At 73.0% G+C, this 17,822-nt stretch carries 17 protein-coding genes; 5 read left to right on the top strand and 12 right to left on the bottom strand.

What is annotated here, in order from left to right; translation table 11 throughout:
* Window positions 1-69 precede the first annotated feature (69 nt).
* The 4 genes from JOF37_RS10465 to JOF37_RS10450 form a co-directional block, all read right to left on the bottom strand.
* Entirely contained in the window at window positions 70-1,146 is a 1,077-nt protein-coding gene (locus JOF37_RS10465) for an extracellular solute-binding protein (protein ID WP_210006758.1), read from the bottom strand.
* A gap of 82 nt (window positions 1,147-1,228) precedes the next feature.
* On the bottom strand, window positions 1,229-2,221 hold the full coding sequence (locus JOF37_RS10460; protein WP_210006757.1) for an ABC transporter ATP-binding protein: 993 nt from the start codon (window positions 2,219-2,221) through the stop codon (window positions 1,229-1,231).
* Entirely contained in the window at window positions 2,218-3,003 is a 786-nt protein-coding gene (locus tag JOF37_RS10455; RefSeq protein WP_271175047.1) for an ABC transporter permease, read from the bottom strand. The genes JOF37_RS10460 and JOF37_RS10455 overlap by 4 nt, the downstream gene beginning before the upstream one ends.
* Complete coding sequence (locus tag JOF37_RS10450; protein WP_210006756.1) at window positions 3,000-3,821, bottom strand: ABC transporter permease; 822 nt, start codon at window positions 3,819-3,821, stop codon at window positions 3,000-3,002. The genes JOF37_RS10455 and JOF37_RS10450 overlap by 4 nt, the downstream gene beginning before the upstream one ends.
* Before the next feature lie 205 nt (window positions 3,822-4,026).
* Between JOF37_RS10450 and JOF37_RS10445 the strand changes: the two genes are divergently transcribed.
* A complete protein-coding gene (locus tag JOF37_RS10445) occupies window positions 4,027-5,019 on the top strand; it encodes a LacI family DNA-binding transcriptional regulator (protein WP_210006755.1) in 993 nt (330 codons plus the stop codon).
* A gap of 61 nt (window positions 5,020-5,080) precedes the next feature.
* On the opposite strand, the gene pip is transcribed toward JOF37_RS10445, so the two are convergent.
* The 8 genes from pip to JOF37_RS10405 form a co-directional block, all read right to left on the bottom strand.
* A complete protein-coding gene (pip, locus tag JOF37_RS10440) occupies window positions 5,081-6,067 on the bottom strand; it encodes a prolyl aminopeptidase (protein WP_210006754.1) in 987 nt (328 codons plus the stop codon).
* Window positions 6,068-6,170: 103 nt separating this feature from the next.
* Window positions 6,171-6,707, bottom strand: a complete 537-nt coding sequence (locus JOF37_RS10435; protein ID WP_210006753.1) for a histidine phosphatase family protein — start codon at window positions 6,705-6,707, stop codon at window positions 6,171-6,173.
* Window positions 6,704-7,774 (bottom strand): ABC transporter ATP-binding protein, encoded by a 1,071-nt coding sequence (locus tag JOF37_RS10430; RefSeq protein ID WP_210006752.1) that lies wholly within the window; start codon window positions 7,772-7,774, stop codon window positions 6,704-6,706. Before JOF37_RS10430 ends, JOF37_RS10435 begins: the two co-directional genes overlap by 4 nt.
* Window positions 7,775-7,788: 14 nt before the next feature.
* Window positions 7,789-9,456: an ABC transporter permease gene (locus tag JOF37_RS10425; protein WP_210006751.1), complete on the bottom strand. Its 1,668-nt coding sequence runs from the start codon at window positions 9,454-9,456 to the stop codon at window positions 7,789-7,791.
* A complete protein-coding gene (locus JOF37_RS10420; protein ID WP_210006750.1) occupies window positions 9,453-10,490 on the bottom strand; it encodes an ABC transporter substrate-binding protein in 1,038 nt (345 codons plus the stop codon). Before JOF37_RS10420 ends, JOF37_RS10425 begins: the two co-directional genes overlap by 4 nt.
* Window positions 10,491-10,507: 17 nt before the next feature.
* A complete protein-coding gene (locus JOF37_RS10415; RefSeq protein WP_210006749.1) occupies window positions 10,508-11,296 on the bottom strand; it encodes a metallophosphoesterase family protein in 789 nt (262 codons plus the stop codon).
* Entirely contained in the window at window positions 11,293-11,964 is a 672-nt protein-coding gene (locus tag JOF37_RS10410) for a tyrosine-protein phosphatase (RefSeq protein ID WP_210006748.1), read from the bottom strand. Before JOF37_RS10410 ends, JOF37_RS10415 begins: the two co-directional genes overlap by 4 nt.
* A 119-nt stretch (window positions 11,965-12,083) precedes the next feature.
* Window positions 12,084-12,914, bottom strand: a complete 831-nt coding sequence (locus JOF37_RS10405; protein ID WP_210006747.1) for a MurR/RpiR family transcriptional regulator — start codon at window positions 12,912-12,914, stop codon at window positions 12,084-12,086.
* A gap of 92 nt (window positions 12,915-13,006) precedes the next feature.
* Between JOF37_RS10405 and JOF37_RS10400 the strand changes: the two genes are divergently transcribed.
* The 4 genes from JOF37_RS10400 (at window position 13,007) to JOF37_RS10385 (ending at window position 17,812) form a co-directional block, all read left to right on the top strand.
* Window positions 13,007-14,011, top strand: coding sequence for a malate dehydrogenase (locus JOF37_RS10400; protein WP_210006746.1), 1,005 nt, complete (start codon window positions 13,007-13,009; stop codon window positions 14,009-14,011).
* A 12-nt stretch (window positions 14,012-14,023) separates the two neighbouring features.
* The gene (locus JOF37_RS10395; RefSeq protein ID WP_210006745.1) at window positions 14,024-15,724 is read left to right on the top strand and encodes a cation:proton antiporter; all 1,701 of its coding nucleotides are present in this window, start codon (window positions 14,024-14,026) and stop codon (window positions 15,722-15,724) included.
* A gap of 47 nt (window positions 15,725-15,771) precedes the next feature.
* Complete coding sequence (locus tag JOF37_RS10390; RefSeq protein WP_271175046.1) at window positions 15,772-16,227, top strand: recombinase family protein; 456 nt, start codon at window positions 15,772-15,774, stop codon at window positions 16,225-16,227.
* Between the two features lie 115 nt (window positions 16,228-16,342).
* On the top strand, window positions 16,343-17,812 hold the full coding sequence (locus JOF37_RS10385) for a serine/threonine-protein kinase (RefSeq protein ID WP_210006744.1): 1,470 nt from the start codon (window positions 16,343-16,345) through the stop codon (window positions 17,810-17,812).
* Window positions 17,813-17,822: the final 10 nt, after the last annotated feature.

Raw genomic sequence — 17,822 nt, 5'->3', positions numbered from 1 at the left:
GTTCGTGCGTCGGTGCGGAAAGGAAAGGCCCGGCCGCCGAAGGGGGGTTCGACGGCCGGGCGGTCTGGGTCAGCGCGAAGAGACCTCGCGCGCGAAGCGCTCCACCCACTGGGCGCGGTTCGGGACGATCTCGGCGGGGTCGAGCGTCGCGTAGCCCGCGGCGATGGGGTCGGCGGCGATGTCTCCGACCACCGCGGTGATCTCGGCGGGGATCGCGGCGTCGAGCGCGACGGGCAGGTCGCCGACGATCTCGGCCGACGCCGCCTGCGCCTCGACCGAGAGCAGGTAGTCGATGAACGCGTAGGCGCCCTCGACGTTCTCGGCGCCGCTGGGGATCATCGCGCGGTTGGTGGCCATGAAGCGTCCCTCGGTCGGGGCGGTCCAGGCGACCGGCTCACCGGAGGCGACGAGGTTGGTCGCGAAGCCGCTGAGAGCGTCGGCGGCGACGATCTCGCCCTGGGTGAGCAGGTTCGTGACCTCGGTCGACGAGGTGTAGAACTGGAGGATGCCGGGGGCCCAGCCGCCGATCGTCTCGTAGGCGGTGTCGATGTCGTAGGGTCCGTCGCCGAAGGTCGCGGCGACGCCCGAGACGGCGAGCTGGCCCGCGGTGACCGAGATGTCGGGGAACGCCAGGCGTCCGCTGTAGGCGGGATCGGCGTAGAGCGACCAGTCGGCTGCCTGCTCGGCGGTGAGGTCGTCGGTGCTGTAGAGCGTGCCGTTGAGCTGGTAGCTGTAGGCCGGACCGTCGTAGCCCTCCTCGACCGCGAACTCGGCGATGGACGCGAGGTTGGGCACGTCGGACTCGTCGAAGTCCTGGAAGAGGTCCTGCTCCTGTCCCGACGCGGCGAAGGTGTCGGAGATCAGCATGACGTCGATGCCCGCGTCGCCGCCGGCCAGCTGCAGCTGCGACAGACGGTCGGCGTTGGAGCCGGTCTCGATCTCGACGCGGATGCCGGTCTTCTCGGTGAAGGGATCGACGATCGCCTCCTGGAACTCCTCGACGCCGAAGGGGAACGCGCTCACGACGATGGAGTCGGCCGAACCGGACTCGTCGTCGCCGGCGCCGGAGCAGCCGGTGACGACGAGCGCCGTGGCGGCGAGGGCGGACGATGCCGCGAGCAGGCGGCTGGTGCGGGTGCGGATCATGCGGGGTCCTCTCGGGCTGCGGCCGGGCCGCGCGGGTGCGGGTGGTGCGGGGTGCTGGTGCTGCGGGGGGTCGGGGTGCGGTTTAGGCCGCGAGGCGGATGAGTCGCGCCTGCGGCGCGGATACCGTGACGCGATCGCCGGGCCGGGCGAGCACGGCCTCGTCGCGGACGTCCGCGATCAGGCGCACCGTCGTGCCGGCGGCATCCGCGGTCTCGACGGTCACGAGCCGGTCGACGCCGCGGTAGGCGACATCCGTCACGACGCCGTCGAGCGCCAGGCCGGCCGCGCCGGACGCGGCGCCGACGACGAGGTGCTCGGGCCGGACCGTGGTCAGGCCGCCGTCGGGCGTGGCGATGAAGTTCTCGTAGCCCAGGAACTCCGCGACGAAGCGGTTCGCGGGAGCCGTGAACACCGCGGACGGAGCGCCCTCCTGCATGATGCGGCCGTCGCGCATGAGGACCATGCGGTCGGACATCTCGAGGGCCTCGTCCTGGTCGTGCGTGACGAGCACGACCGTGAGGCCGGTCTCGGACTGGATGCGGCGGATCTCGGCGCGCATCTGCACGCGCAGCCGGGCGTCGAGGTTCGACAGCGGCTCGTCGAGCAGCAGGAGGGTCGGGCGGATGGCGATCGCACGCGCGAGCGCGACGCGCTGCTGCTGGCCGCCCGAGAGCTTCTTGGGCCGGCTCGCCGCGAGGTGACCGAGGCCGACCAGGCCCAGGGCCTCGTCGACGCGACGGCGGCGCTCGGGCGCGGCGACCTTGCGCAGCTTGAGGCCGTACCCGACGTTCTCGGCGACCGTCATGTGCGGGAACAGGGCGTAGGACTGGAACACCATGCCCAGCCCCCGGCGCTCGGGCGGCGTGCGCGTGGCGTCGGTCCCGGCGATCATGATGCGCCCCGACGTCGGCTGCGCGTAGCCGGCGAGCATGCGCAGCGACGTGGTCTTGCCGCATCCGCTGGGCCCGAGGAGGGTCGTCAGCTGCCCCGCCGGGATGGCGAGGTCGATGTCGTCGACGGCGGTGAAGTCGCCGAAGCGCTGGGTCACCCCGACGAACTCTGCTGCGGTGGTCATCGGTTGATCCCTCCGAAGATGCGGGCGAAGCCGACGGTGCGCTCGGCGATGACGGCGATGACGACGGTGCCCGCCAGGATGATGGTGCTGGTCGCGGCGACCATGGGGTCGTAGCTCTGCTGGACGTAGTCGAGCATGGTGACGGGAAGCGTCCGGAAGTCGCGGCTCTGCAGTAGCAGCGACAGCGGCACGTTGTTGAACGAGGTGACGAAGCTCAGCAGACCCGCCGAGAAGATGCCGGGTCGCAGCAGCGGGAGCGTCACGGTGAAGAAGGCCCGCAGCGGCGAGGCGCCGAGGCCGCGAGCCGCCTCTTCGATGCCCGGGTCGGCCAGGGCGAGCGAGGCGCCCGTGACGCGCACGGCGTACGGCAGCATCAGCACCGTGTGGCCGATGAGCAGCACGGGGAAGTTGTCGAGGCGCAGGCCGATCATGAGCTGCTGGTACAGCGCGAGGCCGACGACGAGCTCGGGCACGATGAGCGGCGAGAGGAAGAGCCCTTCGACCAGGCTCTTGCCGCGGTGGATCGCGAGCGTCACCGGCACACCGATCAGCAGCGCGAGGACGGTCGCGATCAGCGCGAGCTGCAGGCTCGACAGCAGAGCACTGACGAACGGGTCGTAGTTCAGCGCCGCCTCGAACCACCGCAGCGAGAACCCCTCGGGCGGGAAGCGCAGCGTCCGTCCGCCTGTGAACGCCGTGGCGACGACGAACAGGATCGGCACGATCATGATGATGTAGCCGGCGACGGCGAGGGATGCCGCGACCGGGCGACTGGTCTTCACGAGGTGGCCCCCCGTCGTCCGACGACGGCCGACAGGCCCGACACGGCGAACACGAGCACCGTCATGATGATCGCGGTCGCGCTCGCGGCGGCCCAATCGATCGTGACGCTCGAGTACGAGTACAGCTGGGTCGACAGCATCCGCTGGCTGGATCCGCCGAGGAGGTACGGCGTCGTGTAGGCGGTGACGCTGCCGGCGAAGACGAGCGTCGCGGCGACGACCATGCCGGGCGCCGACAGCGGCACGACGATGCCCCAGAAGGTGCGGGTGCGGCTCGCGCCGAGGCCGCGCGCGGCGTCATCCAGTCCGGGATCGACCTGCGCGACGGCGGAATAGCAGGAGATGATCGCGAGCGGCAGGAAGAGCTGCGTGAGACCCAGGACGATGGCCAGCTCGGTGTAGAGCAGCTGCGGTGCACGGTCGACGAGGCCGAGTCCGGTGAGCAGCTGGCCGATCGCGCCGTTGGAGCCCAGCAGCACGAGCCACCCGAACGTGCGGACGACGTTGCTCAGCAGCAGCGGGAAGATCGCGAGCGCGAGCAGCACGCCCGCCCACCGCGAGGTCGAGCGCGCCAGCAGGTAGGCGATCGGGAAGCCGAGGACGATGCAGACGACGGTCACGATCAGGCCGAGGCCGACCGTGCGGCCGATGATCGCGAGATCGAACGGGTCGGTGAGCATGCGCCCGAGCCGGTCGAGGATGTCGAGCGGACTGACCCCCGGAGGCGCGAAGAGCATCGCGATCGAGGGGATCAGGAACCCCGCCAGCAGCAGCGCCAACCCGGGCAGGGCGAGCAGTCCGGTGCGGCGTGAGACCACGAGCGAACTCCGTTCGAGCGAGGAGGGTGCGGGCGCAACCGGTTGCACAACCGGTTGCTTCCACCGTATGGCCCGCGGGACGGTCGCGTCGACCAATCGTGTAAACAACGTGTAAAACGACGGCGCGGGCCGAACGCAACCGGTTGCTTCGGCTCAGTAGGATGAGCCGACCGAGCGCGATCGCGCGGGTCACGGAAGGAGTGCGGTGACGACGCTGGCTGATGTCGCCGCCCACGCAGGGGTGGCGAAGTCGACCGCCTCGCGCGCGCTCAGCCGGCCCGACCTCGTCGCGCCCGACACCGTCGCGCGGGTGCGCGCCGCCGCCGAGCAGCTCGGGTTCATCCCCAACCGGGCCGCCAGCCACCTCGCCCGCGGCCGCAGCGGAATCGTCGCCCTCGTCGTGCCGACGCTCGACAACGCCTTCTTCACACCGATCATCGCGGGCGCGCAGGCCCGGGCGCGGGAGTCCGACCTGCAGCTCACGGTCGCCGTCCACCGTCTCGACGACGCCGACGGACTGGTCGAGCTCGAGCGTCTCGTGCGCCAGGTCGACGGCTGCGTGCTCGTCGCACCGCGCGGACCCGACGACATCGTGCGGGCCGTCGGCGCCCTCGGCCCGACCGTGCTCGTCGACCGCGAGATCGACGGCATCCCCTCGATCGTCGCCGACACCGCGACCGCCTTCGCCGACCTGGCCGGCCGGCTCGCCGACGCCGGCCACCGCGGCATCGCCTACCTGGGCGGACCCGAGGGGTCGTGGCAGGACCGGCAGCGCACCGCGGCCATCGCGGCGGCGGTCGGCGACCGGGTGACGCTGACGACCCTCGGCCCCCTGCCCTCGACCTTCGCCGCGGGAGTCGCGACCGCCGACGCCGTCATCGACAGCGGCGCGACGGCCGTCGTGCCCTATGCGACCTCGATCGGCCTCGGCCTCGTGTTCGCGCTGCGCGCCCGCGGCGTCGCCTCGCCCGGCGACATCCTCGTCAGCGCGGAGCGCCTCGTCGCCCAGGCGATCGGTGCCGACGACGTGCCGGCGATCGACGTCGACGGCGACGCGCTCGGCCGCGAGGCCATGGCCGCGCTCATCCCCCTGCTCGACGCACCGCTCGACACCGCTCCTCAGCGACGCCTCGCGGTCTCGGTGCACTGGCCCGCCGCGGGCGCGACCCACGCCGAGAACGCACCCGCTCGGCGATAACGCACCGCCGAGCGCACGTGCTCGCGGCGACCGTCTGCTGTCGGCGCGGTCGCCGGTCGGCTCAGGACGCGGCGAAGCGGTCGGTCGCGGCGACGAGGGCGGCGGCGATGCCGGGCTCCGCCGCCGAGTGGCCCGCGTCGTCGACCATGACGAACTCCGCCTCGGGCCAGGCCCGGTGCAGATCCCACGCCGTCATGGGCGGAGTGCACACGTCGTAGCGCCCCTGCACGATGACACCGGGGATGCCGCGCAGCGCGCCGGCGGCGGCATCCTCGATCAGCTGTCCCTCGCGCAGCCAGCCGCCGTTGAGGAAGTAGTGGTTCTCGATGCGGGCGAAGGCGGTCGCCGACTCCGACTCGGTCATGGCCTCGACGAGCTCGGCGTCGGGCCGCAGCGTCACGGTCGAGGCCTCCCAGCGGGTCCACGCCTGCGCGGCCGGGACGTGCACGGCGGGATCGGGGTCGGCGAGCAGCCGGTGATACGCCTCGATCATCCGACCGCGCTCGATGACGGGCACCGGCGCGAGGTAGTGCTCCCACAGGTCGGGGAACAGCGCCGCCGCCCCGCCCTCGTAGAACCATTCGAGTTCGTGGCGGCGCAGCGTGAAGATGCCGCGCAGCACGAGCTCCGACACGACCTCGGGATGCGACTGGGCATAGGCCAGCGCGAGGGTCGAGCCCCACGATCCGCCGAAGACCTGCCAACGAGCGATGCCGAAGTTGCGGCGCAGCAGCTCGAGGTCGGCGACGAGGTGCCACGTCGTGTTGAAGCGCAGCGCGGCGGCGGGGTCGCTCGCGTGCGGCGTCGAGCGTCCGCACCCGCGCTGATCGAACAGGATGATGCGGTACGCCTCGGGGTCGAAGAACCGGCGGTGCCACGGCGCCGTGCCGCCCCCGGGGCCGCCGTGGAGGAACACGACCGGCTTGCCGTCGGGGTTGCCGGACTGCTCCCAGAACACGCGCTGCCCGTCACCGGCGAGCAGGAAGCCCGTCTCGTACGGCTCGATCTCGGGATACAGGATGTCGGCCAGCGCGGCCGGCACGCTCATCGTGCGGCTCCGGGATCGGGGGCGGTCATGCGCTTCACGGTACTGCCACGGCCGGCACGCCGCACGCGCGGTGCGCGATCGGCGCGCTGTGGTATCCGCGGGGTCACTCGACCAGCCGCCGGGCACGGAAACGGTCGCCCACCTGCTCGAGCAGCACGACCTCGCCGTTGAGGATCCGCGGGCAGCGGTGCCCTGTCAGCCCCTCGATCGTCAACCGCAGCAGCGTGCCGTGGGCGACCACGATGGTGCTGCCGCCGGCATCGTGGAGCGCACGCACGACCCGGATGCCGCGCTCCTGCGTTCGCGCGAGCGACTCGGCCGCCGGATAGTCCTCGTCGGGCCATCGCTGTCGCACGTCGGACACGGCGAGGCCCTCTGCGGCGCCGTAGTCCCGCTCGACGAGGTCGGGCTCGACGTCGCAGCCGGCGCCGGGCAGGTGCATGCGGATGATGTCGGCCGACTCCGCCGCTCGGCGCAACGGCGACGTGACGACGCGGGTCCAGACGGCCGCGGAGAGCACGCGCCCGGCGGCATCCGCCTGGCTGCGGCCGACGTCGTCGAGGGCGATGTCGGAGCGCCCCTGCATCCGGCGCTCGAGGTTCCAGGGGGTGCGGCCGTGCCGCACGAGGGCGAGGGTCATGCCGGCGTCGCGACGGGCAGCTCGGCGGCGACCGCCGGCTCGTGCGGATAGACGACGGCGTGCCCGACCTCGACCGCGACGCGATCGCCGACCTGCGGGCGCATCCCGTGGGTGCGCACGCGCAGCGTCATGCCGTGCCAGGTGACGACGACGTCGCTGCCCTCGGGGGTGAACAGCGTCGAGCGGACGACCGCGTCATCTCCCGGGACGATCCGCACCGCGGCGGGCAGGATCGCCGCCGTCGCGGCGCTGCCGTCGGGCAGCGACAGGTCGCACGGCAGGGCGAGCGGGTGGTCGGCCGCACGGAAGCGTCCCGCAGCGACGTGCCCGTCGACGAGCGTCGCGTCGGAGAGGAATCGCGCGACGAAGGGGCTGGCGGGGCGCTCGAGCAACGTCTGCGGTGCGGCGATCTGACGGATGCGGCCGGCATCGAGGACGGCGACGCGGTCGGCGAGCGCGAGCGCCTCGGACCGGTCGTGCGTCACGTGGATGACGGTGAGCCCGAGCTCACGGGTGAGGGTGTGCAGCTCGAGGCGCAGGCGATCGCGCAGCGGCTCGTCGAGGGCCGACAATGCTTCGTCGAGCAGCAGCACCCGGGGACGGGCCACGAGCGCCCGGGCGAGGGCGACGCGCTGCCGCTGTCCGCCCGACAGGGTCGCGGGGTCGCGCCGCTCGTACCCCGCGAGCCCCACCAGCTCGAGTGCCTCGGCGACGCGCCGCTGCCGTTCGAGGCGCGACACGCGCGCACGTCGGAGCGGGTACTCGACGTTGCGCGCGACGTTCCAGTGCGGCCAGACCGCGTGCTGCTGGAAGACCATGCCGAGCTCGCGCTGCTCGGGCGGCACCGAGACCGAGCCGCCCGCGAGCTGACGGTCGCCGATGAGGATGCGCCCCGCGGTGGGCGTGAGGAATCCCGCGACGCTGCGCAGCAGGGTGGTCTTGCCCGAGCCCGAGGGCCCGACCAGGGCGATGAACTCGCCGTCTGCGATATCGAGGTCGATGTCGGCGAGGCCGAGCGTGCCGTTGCGGTAGCGCAGCGAGACGTTCTCGAGGGTGACGGATGCCATGACGGCCTTTCTGCTTAGGAGGTGCGCCGGGTCGCGAGGCCGATGACGGCCAGTCCGACCAGGGCGACGATGAGCGACCACGCGGATGCCGTGCTGAACGCCCCGGCCTGCTGGAAGTTGAAGATCGCGACGCCGAGCGTCTGCGACCCCGGCGACAGCAGGAGCACCGACAGCGTCAGCTCGCGCACTGCGGTCACGGCGACGATGACCGCACCGGCGACCGCGGCGGGCGTCGCCATGCGCGCGGAGATGTCGACGAGGGCTCGCAGGCGTCCGGCGCCCGCCACGCGCGCGGCCTCTTCCGCGCTCGTCGGGGTCGCCGACAGCGGCGCCGCCACGGCCTGCACCACGAGGGCGGTGAACGAGGTGACGTAGGCGACGAGGATCAGCCACGGGGTGTTGAACAGGCCGAGCGAGGGAGCCAGGATGAGCCAGGCGACGGCGATGACGATCCCGGGGATCGCCTGCGGCACCATCGCCACGGCGCCGAGCGCCCGCGGTGCGCGGCCGCTCGTTCGGGCGACGACGACGCCGATGGCCAGGCCCAGGATCCCGCAGATCACCGCGGCGAGCGAGGCGAGCATGGTCGAGTTCGCCGCGCCGGCGAGCGCGCTGGGCGTGGTGACGGCCCGGACGAGGTGGTCGAGGGTGAGGTTCTCCCAGGTCAGCGGCACCCCGGGCGCACGCAGCAGCGTCTGCGTGAGGAGGGCGAGCAGCGGCAGCACCGTGATGAGCAGCACGACGGCCCACATCATCGCGCCCACCCCCACGCGGGCGTGCCCGAGCGGTGTGCGCTCGGGCACCGCGTTGGACGAGTCGAGCTCCCACCCGCGGCGCGCCAAGAGCCCGTCGGCGACGAGCGCCAGCAGGGCGAGCACCAGCAGGACGACGCCGATCGTGGCGACCACCGCGAGCGGGTCGTCGACGGTGCCCGACTGCAGGTAGCGGTAAACGAGGGTGGCAAGGGTGACGAACCGCTCGGGCAGACCGATGATCGACGGGATGCCGAAGTCGGCGAGGTTCCCGACGGCGATGAGCACGAACGACGACACCAGCGCTGGCCGCAGCAGCGGCACCGTGACCGAGGTCAGCGCCCGGGCCGGTCCCGCGCCGCTGATCCGGGCGGCCTGCTCGAGATCGGTGGGGATGCGGCGCAGGGCGGCCGAGACGATGAGCATCGCGATGGGATAGCTGTGGATCGTCAGCAGCAGGATGACGCCGTCGGCGCCGTAGATCGACCACAGCGGGGCCCCGAACGTGCCGCGCCACCAGAGGTTCAGCGGACTGGTCGGGCCGGCGATCCCGAGCCAGGCGATGGCGCCGACGAACGGCGGCATGAGCAGCGGGCTCAGCGCGAGCAGTCGCAGCACCGTTCGCCCGGGCAGGTCGGTGCGGTCCAGCAGCACCGCGAAGGTCGTGCCGATGACGACGGCCGCGAGCGCCGAGACCGTCGCCGAGAACAGGCTGTTCGCGCCGGCCTGCAGCACGTCGCCGTGCAGCAGCACCCCCAGCTGATCGCCGCGGCCCGCCAGCACGAGCAGAGCGCCGATCGGCAGCAGGATGAGCCCGCCGCAGGCGAGCCAGAGCGCGACGACCAGCGCGTCGACGCCGTCGGTCCGCCGACGGACCGCCCCGCGGGCTCGGATCGCCGAGCCCGCGGGGAGGAGTGGGGTCGAGGTCATCGAAGGAAGAGCGACCGGAAGGTCTCGACCGCGGCATCCTGCGTGCTGCGGATGGTTTCGAGGTCGGGCGAGAGGATCGTGATCTCGTCCATCGACGGCGCGCCCTCGGGCGTTCCGACGTCCGAGCGCACCGGCAGGTAGGACTGCTCGACGGCCAGCTTCTGACCCTCCTCGCTGACGAGGAAGTCGACGAACGCCTGGGCGGCCTCGGCCTGCTCGGTGTCGGCGAAGATGCCGACGGGCTGCGACACGTAGGGCACGCCCTCGCTCGGGTACGACACCGCGATGGGCGAGCCCTGCTCGGCGAGCTCGCGCACGAGGTAGTCGACCACGATGCCCACCGGCTGCGCCCCGGTCGCGACCGCCTGCGACACGGGCCCGTTGCTGTCGGCGATCACGGGGCGGTTCTCGGCGAGCGCCGTCATCCACTCCTCGCCCAGCTGCTCGTCGTCGAGCCAGACCGCGGCGTTGTACGCGGCCGCGCCCGAGACGTCGGGGTTGGGCATGACGATCTGGTCGGCGTAGGCGGCGTCGGTCAGTTCCTGCCACGACTCGGGCGCCTCGGTGATGATGCCGGTGTTGTAGGCGATGACGGTCGGGATGATGCGGGTGCCGGTGTAGAAGCCCTCGGCGTCGACGACGTCGGCGTTCAGCGCCTCGACGTCGGCCGGGGTGTACTCCAGCAGCAGCCCCTCGGCCGCGTAGCCCTCGAAGGTGCCGGCGTCGGCGGCCAGGAACACGTCCGCCTGGATGCCGCCCGATTCGCGCTCGGTCGCGACGCGCGTGGTCAGGTCGCCGGTGCCGGCGCGGAACACCTCGACGGTGATCTCGGGGTGGATCTCGTTGAAGGCGGCGACGAGCTCGTCGGCCTTCTCCTGCGGCTCGGACGTGTACAGCGTGATCGTCGCGGGCTCGAGGGCGCCGGCGGCGGGCTCGGCGGTGGCGGCCGGGCTCGTGCTCGACGAGCAGCCGGCCAGGGCGATCGCGGCGACGCCGAGGAGGGCGAGGGGGACGGTGGAGCGCATGCGGGACATGGGGTTCCTATCGGGTGTCATCGGGTGAGGAGGGAGGAGAAGATCGGGGCGGGAGAGTCGAGGCCGACGTTGGTGACGGTGATGCCCTCGGGCAGCAGATGCACGAGCGAGAACATCGCGAGGTCGTGTCCGCTGACGCGGTCGGGTCCGGCGTCCATGACCTGGTGGTACGCCAGCGACGGACCCACCGAGATCGGGATGCCGCGCAGCGTCGCCGACAGCGGATGGTGGAAGTGCCCGGCCAGCACGGCGCGCACGTCGCTGCCGGCGATCGTGTCGAGGAAGGCGTCGGCGTCGCGGAGGCCCGCGCGCGCCAGCGTGGGAAGCGGCGAGCCGAGCGGGGCATGGTGCAGCCCGATGACGGTTCCGGCACCGTGCGGCGAGCGCAGGACGTCCCCGAGCCACGCGCGCTGCGGGTCGCCCAGCTCGCCGCTCGAGCTGTCGAGCAGCACGAAGCGCAGCTCGTCGACGAGCTCGACGCGGTGGTGCGACTCCGCGTGGCCGCTCAGGATGCGCGCGGCGTCGGGCTCGTCGTGGTTGCCGAGCGCCGTCAGGACGGGAACGCCGGTGATATCGGCCAGCCGCGCGAGCGCGTCGCGCAGGGCGGGGTAGGCCGCGGCGTGGCCGCGCTGCACGAGGTCGCCGGTCACGACGATGGCCTCGGGGGTGATCCCGGCGTCGCGCACGTACGCGCCCACCATGCGCAGGCGCTCGATGCCGTCGACCGCGTCGTAGAGACGGCCGTCGACCGTCGCGTGGACGTCGCTCAGGTGCAGCACCGTCAGCCGGCCGGTCGCGCGGCTCATGCCGCACCGCTGTTCTTGCGGCGCAGCGCCGCCACCTGGTCGGCGCGCAGGCCGTGCGCGCGGAGGTACCGCTCGGCGCCGCCGAGCTCGTCGATGACCGACAGGGCGTGCGCGATCGCCTCGGGCGGGCTCTCGAGATGCAGGCGCAGGATCCCGGCGCGCTCCTCGCCCGGCAGGGCTCGGGCGATGTGCTCGGCGTGCTCAGCCCGCACGGGGCGCACGTGCGGCGCCGACAGGACGTAGTCGGCGACGACCTCGTCCGCCGTCGCGCCGGCGGCGCGGCGCGCGAGCGCCACGACGAGGCCGGTGCGGTCCTTGCCCGCGGTGCAGTGCACCAGGGCTGCACCGTCGGCTTCGGCCACCACGCCGACGGCGCGCGCGAGGGCGTCGCCGCGCTCGCGCAGCAGCTGCTCGTAGATGGCCTCGAGCCCGCCCGTCGCCGGCGGCTCGGCGCCGTAGAGGGGTACCGAGCGGACCGGGATGCCGTGGCGCACGGGCCCGTGCTCCGACGGTTCGCGCAGGTCGAGGATGACCGAGACGCCCAGCTCGGCCAGGGCGGCGGCGCCGGCGTCGGTCAGGGCCTCGGGCGCGCCGGAGCGGACGAGCCACGGAGCCCGGGCGCGTGTCGCACGGACGTTGAACAGTCCCTCGATGTCAATCGCGAGCATCGCGACCAGCCTGCGTTACGTGCGTTACATCTCTCACGGAACGCGATTACAGTCGCCCGACGTCACCGGATGCTGGCACGGCGGTGACGCGCGGCTGACCGGAAAGTGAACGCTGGGGGCTACTCCTCCTCGGCGATGGCGTCCGCGACGACGTGACGCATGCCCGCGGCATCCGTCGGCGTGGTGCCGTCGGCGAGACCCGAGTGCAGCGCGTGGAGCACGACCGTGTGCCCGATGCGCGCGAGGAAGGGATCGACGTCATGGGCGGCCGCGGCCGGCCCCGTCGCGACGACCACCCCGGCGATCCGGCCGAGCGGCGACCGGGCGAAGCTCGTCACGGCGGCGACCGGAGTGCCGCGATCGCGGGCGGCCGCCGCGGCGCGGAGGGTCTGCACGTTGGCCCCCGAGTAGCTGAGGGCGAAGCACAGGTCGTCCTCGCCGAGTGAGGCGACGGCGAACTGCTGCGCCAGCGGGTCGATCGGAGCCTCGACCGCCCGCCCGAGAGTGCTCAGGCGCATCGCGAAGTCCTGCAATGGCGGTCCCGAGAAGCCGTTGCTCACGAGCACGACCCGCCGCGCGCCCCGCAGCAGCTCGACCGCAGCGGCGACGCTCGCGGGGCTGACGCTCTCCTGCGCGAGCCGCACGGCTTCGACGGCGTCGTCGAAGGCGCCCGAGGCGACGTCGTCGCCGTCGCGTGCCTTCATCGGCGCGGAGCGTGCCAGCTCGAGGCGCAGGTGCTGGAAACCGCGGAAGCCCAGACTCTGGCACGCGCGGATGACCGTCGCCGTCGACGTGCCCGCGGCCTGCGCCAGTTCCGCCGTCGACCATTCGACGACCTCATCGGCGCGTTCGACGATGAGCGCGGCGACCTTCGCCTCGCTCGGACCGAGCAGCGACGCGGACGAGCGGATGCGCGCCAGCACGCTGAGTTCGGGGCGGGAGATCGTCATGGCCGTCCTTGCGCGTCGAGGGAGACGAGTTCCGACCGAATGTAACGCCTTCGTGCGAACGGCCGGATGAACGACGGGAATAGGCTCGGCACATGGACGCCACCACCGTCACCGTCACGGGCGCCGCCGGTCAGATCGGTTATGCGCTGCTGTTCCGCATCGCCGCCGGCGAGATGCTCGGCCCCGACCGCCCCGTCCACCTCCGGCTGCTCGAGATCCCCGCCGGCGTGCGCGCCGCCGAGGGCACGGCGCTCGAACTGCAGGACGGCGCCTTCCCGCTGCTGCGGTCGGTCGAGGTCACCGACGATGCCCGCACGGGCTTCGCGGGAGCCAACATCGCGATGCTCGTGGGCGCCCGGCCGCGGACGGCCGGCATGGAGCGCGGTGACCTGCTCGCCGCCAACGCGGGCATCTTCGGCCCGCAGGGCACCGCGATCGCCGCGGCTGCGGCATCCGATGTCCGGGTGCTCGTGGTGGGAAACCCCGCCAACACGAACGCGCTCATCGCCGCCTCGGCCGCGGAGGGCGTGCCGGCCGAGCGCTTCAGCGCACTGACCCGGCTCGACCACGAGCGGGCTGTCGCCCAGCTGGCCGCGCGCCTGGACGTGCCGGTGACCGAGATCGAGGGCGTGACGATCTGGGGCAACCACTCCGCGACCCAGTTCCCCGACATCGCCGCCGCGACCGTCGGCGGCCGCCCCGCCGGCGAGGTGCTGGCCGAGCGCCTCGGCGGAGCGGATGCCGCGCGCACCTGGCTCGACGAGGAGTTCGTGCCTCGCGTCGCCAAGCGCGGCGCCGAGATCATCGCGGTGCGTGGAGCGTCGTCGGCCGCCTCGGCCGCCAACGCCGCACTGCGCCACGTGCGCGACGACGTCCGTGGCACGGGCGGACGCCGCACCTCCGCCGCCGTGGTCTCGCGCGGCGAGTACGGCGTGCCCGAGGGACTGGTGTGCTCGTTCCCGGTCACGAGCGACGGCTCGGGATACCGGGTCGTCCCCGGCCTCGAGCTCGACGACCGCGGACGATCGCGACTGGACGCCTCGGTCGCCGAGCTCGTCGACGAGCGCGATGCCGTGCGGGCCCTCGGCATCCTCTGAGGCGGGGCCGCGATGGAGCTGCTCACCGGACTGATCCTCGGCGTCGTCGTGATCGCGTTCTCGACGTCGCTGTCGCAGAAGCTCGGCGTCGCGGGGCCGCTCATCCTCGTCGCGGTCGGACTCGCGGCATCGTGGCTGCCGGTCCTCGGGCCGTTCGAGGTCGATCCGGAGCTCATCCTCGTCGGCGTGCTGCCGCCCTTGCTCTATGCCGCCGCGGTCCGTCTTCCGGCGGTCGAGTTCCGCCGCGACCTCCCCTCGATCTCGGGGCTCGCCGTCGCGCTGGTCGTCATCAGCGCCCTCGCGATCGGCGGGTTCATCACCCTCGTGCTGCCGCAGGTCGGGTTCCCCCTCGCCGTCGCGCTCGGAGCGGTGCTCAGCCCGAGCGACGCGGTCGCCACGTCCATCGTCAAACGCCTGGGCATCTCGCCGCGCGTCGTCACGATCCTTGAGGGCGAGAGCCTCATCAACGACGCGACGGCGCTCGTGCTGCTGCGCAGCGCGATCGCTGCGGTCGCCGGAGGCTTCGCGTTCGCCGACACCGTCGGGACGTTCGTGTGGGGCATCGTCGCGGCCGTCGCCGTCGGTGTCGTCGTGGGGTTGCTCAATCTGAGCATCCGCGCGCGCATGAACACCGTCGCCGCGACCGCGCTCGGCTTCGTAGTGCCCTTCGTCGCCTACCTGCCCACCGAGCACCTCGGGGGGTCGGGACTGGTGGCCGCCGTTGCCGCGGGAATCACGACGGGCCAAGGAGCGGCGCGCCGCTTCACGGCGGAGCTGCGGGTGTCGGATGAGATCAACTGGCGCACCGTCGAGCTCATGCTCGAGGGCGGTGTCTTCCTCATCATGGGGCTCGAGCTGCGCGGCATCCTCGACGACAACACCGAGCAGCAGAACGGTCCCGGCACAGCCGTGCTGCTCGCGCTGGCCTCGCTCGCGATCCTGCTGGTCATCCGCGCCGCCTACGTCGCGGCGCTCATCTTCGTGCAGGGGCGACGCGCGCGCACCCGCCAGCGCGAGCGCCTCGAGCTCATCGCCGACCGTCTCGACGCCGTTCCGGCGGACTTCGGCGGGCGCGGCGGACAGCCCGGCGCCGCGCGTCGTCGGCTGCAGAGCATGCGCAACCGGCTCACCCGCGCCTTCCACGATCTGGACTACTACGAGGCCTCCCCGCTCGGATGGAAGCACGGCACGATCATCGTGTGGGCCGGCATGCGCGGGGTCGTCACCCTCGCCGCCGCCCAGACGCTTCCCCGCGACACCCCCGACCGCGAGCTGCTCATCCTCACCGCCTTCCTCGTCGCGGTGATCAGTCTGCTGCTGCAGGGCCTGACGCTTCCGGGCCTCGTCCGGCTGCTGCGCATCCCGAGCACGGCGGACGACACGACGCTGCTGCACGAAGAGCGCGAGGCACTCGACGACGCCCTGCGCTCGGCTGCCGTCGAGCGGCTCGCCGATCCCACGCTCGCACTCGAGCACGGCGGCACGTGGGACGACCGGACGCTCGCCATCGCGCGGCGGCGGCTCGAGCAGGCGGCGGACGAGGATGCCGGCACCCAGGCCCGCGAGCTGCAGCTGCTCGTCATCGCGACGATGCGCGCGCGACTGCTCGAGCTCGCGAGTGAGGGCGCGTTCTCGTCCGAGGTGCTGCGGGAGTCGCAGCGGCGGCTCGATGCTCAGCAGGTGAGCCTCGAGATGCGCCGGAACGATCTCTGACGCGACGACATGGTGAAAACCGTTCTCGTGTCGGCGACAATGGGAGGGTGAGCATCCCGACCGACGACGACCGCACGACGCGCCCCGCGGCCGACTACGCCGAGACGCGCACGATCGCCCTGCCCGACGCGGCCACCGACGAGCTGCCCGACAGCTTCGCCGCGCTGCAGCCGAGCCCGGAATGGTGGGCCGCCCGCCCCGCGGGCGCCCGCCTCGTCGGCCTCGTCGTCTCGCGCGACGACATGCCGAGCATCGTGGCGCAGCGCGATGCGCTCGCGCAGTTCGGTGTTCCGATCGAGGGCTTCCGCCACCCCGCCCCCGAGACCGGCGAGAGCTGGCAGGAGCGGCTGTCGCGGCTGTTCGGCCACCTCACCGCCGGCGATGTCGTCGTCGTGTCGGACGTCCACGCCCTCGGCCGCGACGCCGACGAGGAGACCCGCACGATCGCCGAGCTGCGGCGACGGTCGGTCATCGTGAAGGTGCTCGGCTCGCGCCGGGGCTGACCCGCTCCCCCGTCGACTCGCGGCTCGGGTGTCAAGACCCTGTCCGCGCACGAGCCGATCCCTACCGTGGGATGTGTTCGCGTCCGTCCCGAGGACGCGTTCTCAGGAGGACGCCATGGTCACGAACGACCCTCCCGCCACGGAGGCGATGCTCGATGGGCGCTACCGGCTGGGCGAATGCGTCGGCCAGGGCGGGATGGCGCGGGTGTACCGCGCCGAGGACGTCCTGCTGGGCCGCACCGTCGCGATCAAGCTCCTCCGTCCCGAGATGGAGGGGGCGACCTCCAGCCGCGCACGCAGCGAGATGACCGTGCTCGCCTCGCTGAACCATCCCGCGCTCGTCACGCTCTACGACGCGCAGCTCTCGCCCGGCCGGGCCGAGTATCTCGTCATGGAGTTCGTCGACGGCCCGACCCTCGCCACCCGGATCGCGGCCGGGCCGCTTCCGCCCGCCGACGTCGCCGTCCTCGCCGCCGACCTGGCCGAGGCGCTGCACGTCGTGCACGGGGCGGGCATCGTGCACCGCGACATCAAGCCCTCGAACGTGCTGCTGTCGCAGACATCGCTCCCCGGCAGCCGGTCGGGGGCGAAGCTCGCCGACTTCGGCATCTCGGTCCTCGTGGATGCGGCGCGCCTGACGCAACCCGGGACGGTGATCGGCACGGCGGCGTACCTCGCCCCCGAGCAGCTGACCAACGCCCCGCCCGCGCCGCCCGCCGATATCTACGCGCTCGGCCTGGTGCTGCTCGAGTCGCTCACCGGTGGGCGGGCCTTCCCCCACGCCGAGGGCTTCGGCGAGGCGCTCGCCCGCCTGTCGGTCGCCCCCGAGATCCCCGACGCGCTCGGCGCGGACTGGGTGGCGCTGCTGACCCGGATGACCGCGATGCAGCCGGAGGACCGGCCGAGCGCCGCCGAGGTGTTCACCGCGGCATCCGATCTCGCCCGCCGACCGGCGACGCCCGCACTGCCACCGATCCCCGCGGCGGTCGCGGCAGCATCCGCCCCCACCGCGACGCAGACCCGGGTGCTGCCGGCTGCGGGTGCCGTGGCTGCCGCCGGAGCGGCCGGCGGCCTGGCCGCAGGCGGGGCAGGCGCGGCGACGACGGTGCGGATGGACGAGGACGACGAGCGGCGGCGCTCCCGTCGCCGCGTCGGGCTGATCGGCGGGTTGGCCGCGGCCGCCCTCGCGGCGACGGCGGTCACGGGAGCGTGGCTGGCCGGCACGGCCGGCCCCGAGGCGCCTCCCACGACCCCCGCCGACACGGAGCAGTCCCCAGCACCCGAGCCCGCGCCCGTCGAGACCCCTCAGCCGGCGACCGTCGTCGAGGAGCCCGTCGACGAGGCCCCCGCCCCGCCGGTCGAGGACGCGACCGACAGGGGCGGGGGCCCGGGCGTGTCGGAGGCGGAGCGAAAGGCCGCCGAAGAAGCGGCGAAGGCGGCGGAGGAAGCCGCGAAGGACGCGGCGAAAGCCGCCGAAGAAGCCGAGAAGAAGGCCGAGGAAGAGGCCAAGAAGCGCGACGAGGAGCAGCGGAAGGCCGAGGAGGAGGCCCGCAAGCGCGATAAGGAGAGGCGCGGCGACGACTGAGCGCCCGCGG

It is taken from the genome of Microbacterium imperiale, assembly GCF_017876655.1.
GTDB lineage: Bacteria > Actinomycetota > Actinomycetes > Actinomycetales > Microbacteriaceae > Microbacterium > Microbacterium imperiale.
This window is presented reverse-complemented; position numbering and strand designations above follow the sequence as displayed.

Coding starts and splice junctions, on each gene's coding strand:
- JOF37_RS10465 (WP_210006758.1), bottom strand. CDS start 1,146: ATGATCCGCACCCGCACCAGCCGCCTGCTCGCGGCATCGTCCGCCCTC.
- JOF37_RS10460 (WP_210006757.1), bottom strand. CDS start 2,221: ATGACCACCGCAGCAGAGTTCGTCGGGGTGACCCAGCGCTTCGGCGAC.
- pip (WP_210006754.1), bottom strand. CDS start 6,067: ATGAGCGTGCCGGCCGCGCTGGCCGACATCCTGTATCCCGAGATCGAG.
- JOF37_RS10435 (WP_210006753.1), bottom strand. CDS start 6,707: ATGACCCTCGCCCTCGTGCGGCACGGCCGCACCCCCTGGAACCTCGAG.
- JOF37_RS10430 (WP_210006752.1), bottom strand. CDS start 7,774: ATGGCATCCGTCACCCTCGAGAACGTCTCGCTGCGCTACCGCAACGGC.
- JOF37_RS10425 (WP_210006751.1), bottom strand. CDS start 9,456: ATGACCTCGACCCCACTCCTCCCCGCGGGCTCGGCGATCCGAGCCCGC.
- JOF37_RS10420 (WP_210006750.1), bottom strand. CDS start 10,490: ATGTCCCGCATGCGCTCCACCGTCCCCCTCGCCCTCCTCGGCGTCGCC.
- JOF37_RS10415 (WP_210006749.1), bottom strand. CDS start 11,296: ATGAGCCGCGCGACCGGCCGGCTGACGGTGCTGCACCTGAGCGACGTC.
- JOF37_RS10410 (WP_210006748.1), bottom strand. CDS start 11,964: ATGCTCGCGATTGACATCGAGGGACTGTTCAACGTCCGTGCGACACGC.
- JOF37_RS10405 (WP_210006747.1), bottom strand. CDS start 12,914: ATGACGATCTCCCGCCCCGAACTCAGCGTGCTGGCGCGCATCCGCTCG.
- JOF37_RS10400 (WP_210006746.1), top strand. CDS start 13,007: ATGGACGCCACCACCGTCACCGTCACGGGCGCCGCCGGTCAGATCGGT.
- JOF37_RS10395 (WP_210006745.1), top strand. CDS start 14,024: ATGGAGCTGCTCACCGGACTGATCCTCGGCGTCGTCGTGATCGCGTTC.
- JOF37_RS10385 (WP_210006744.1), top strand. CDS start 16,343: ATGGTCACGAACGACCCTCCCGCCACGGAGGCGATGCTCGATGGGCGC.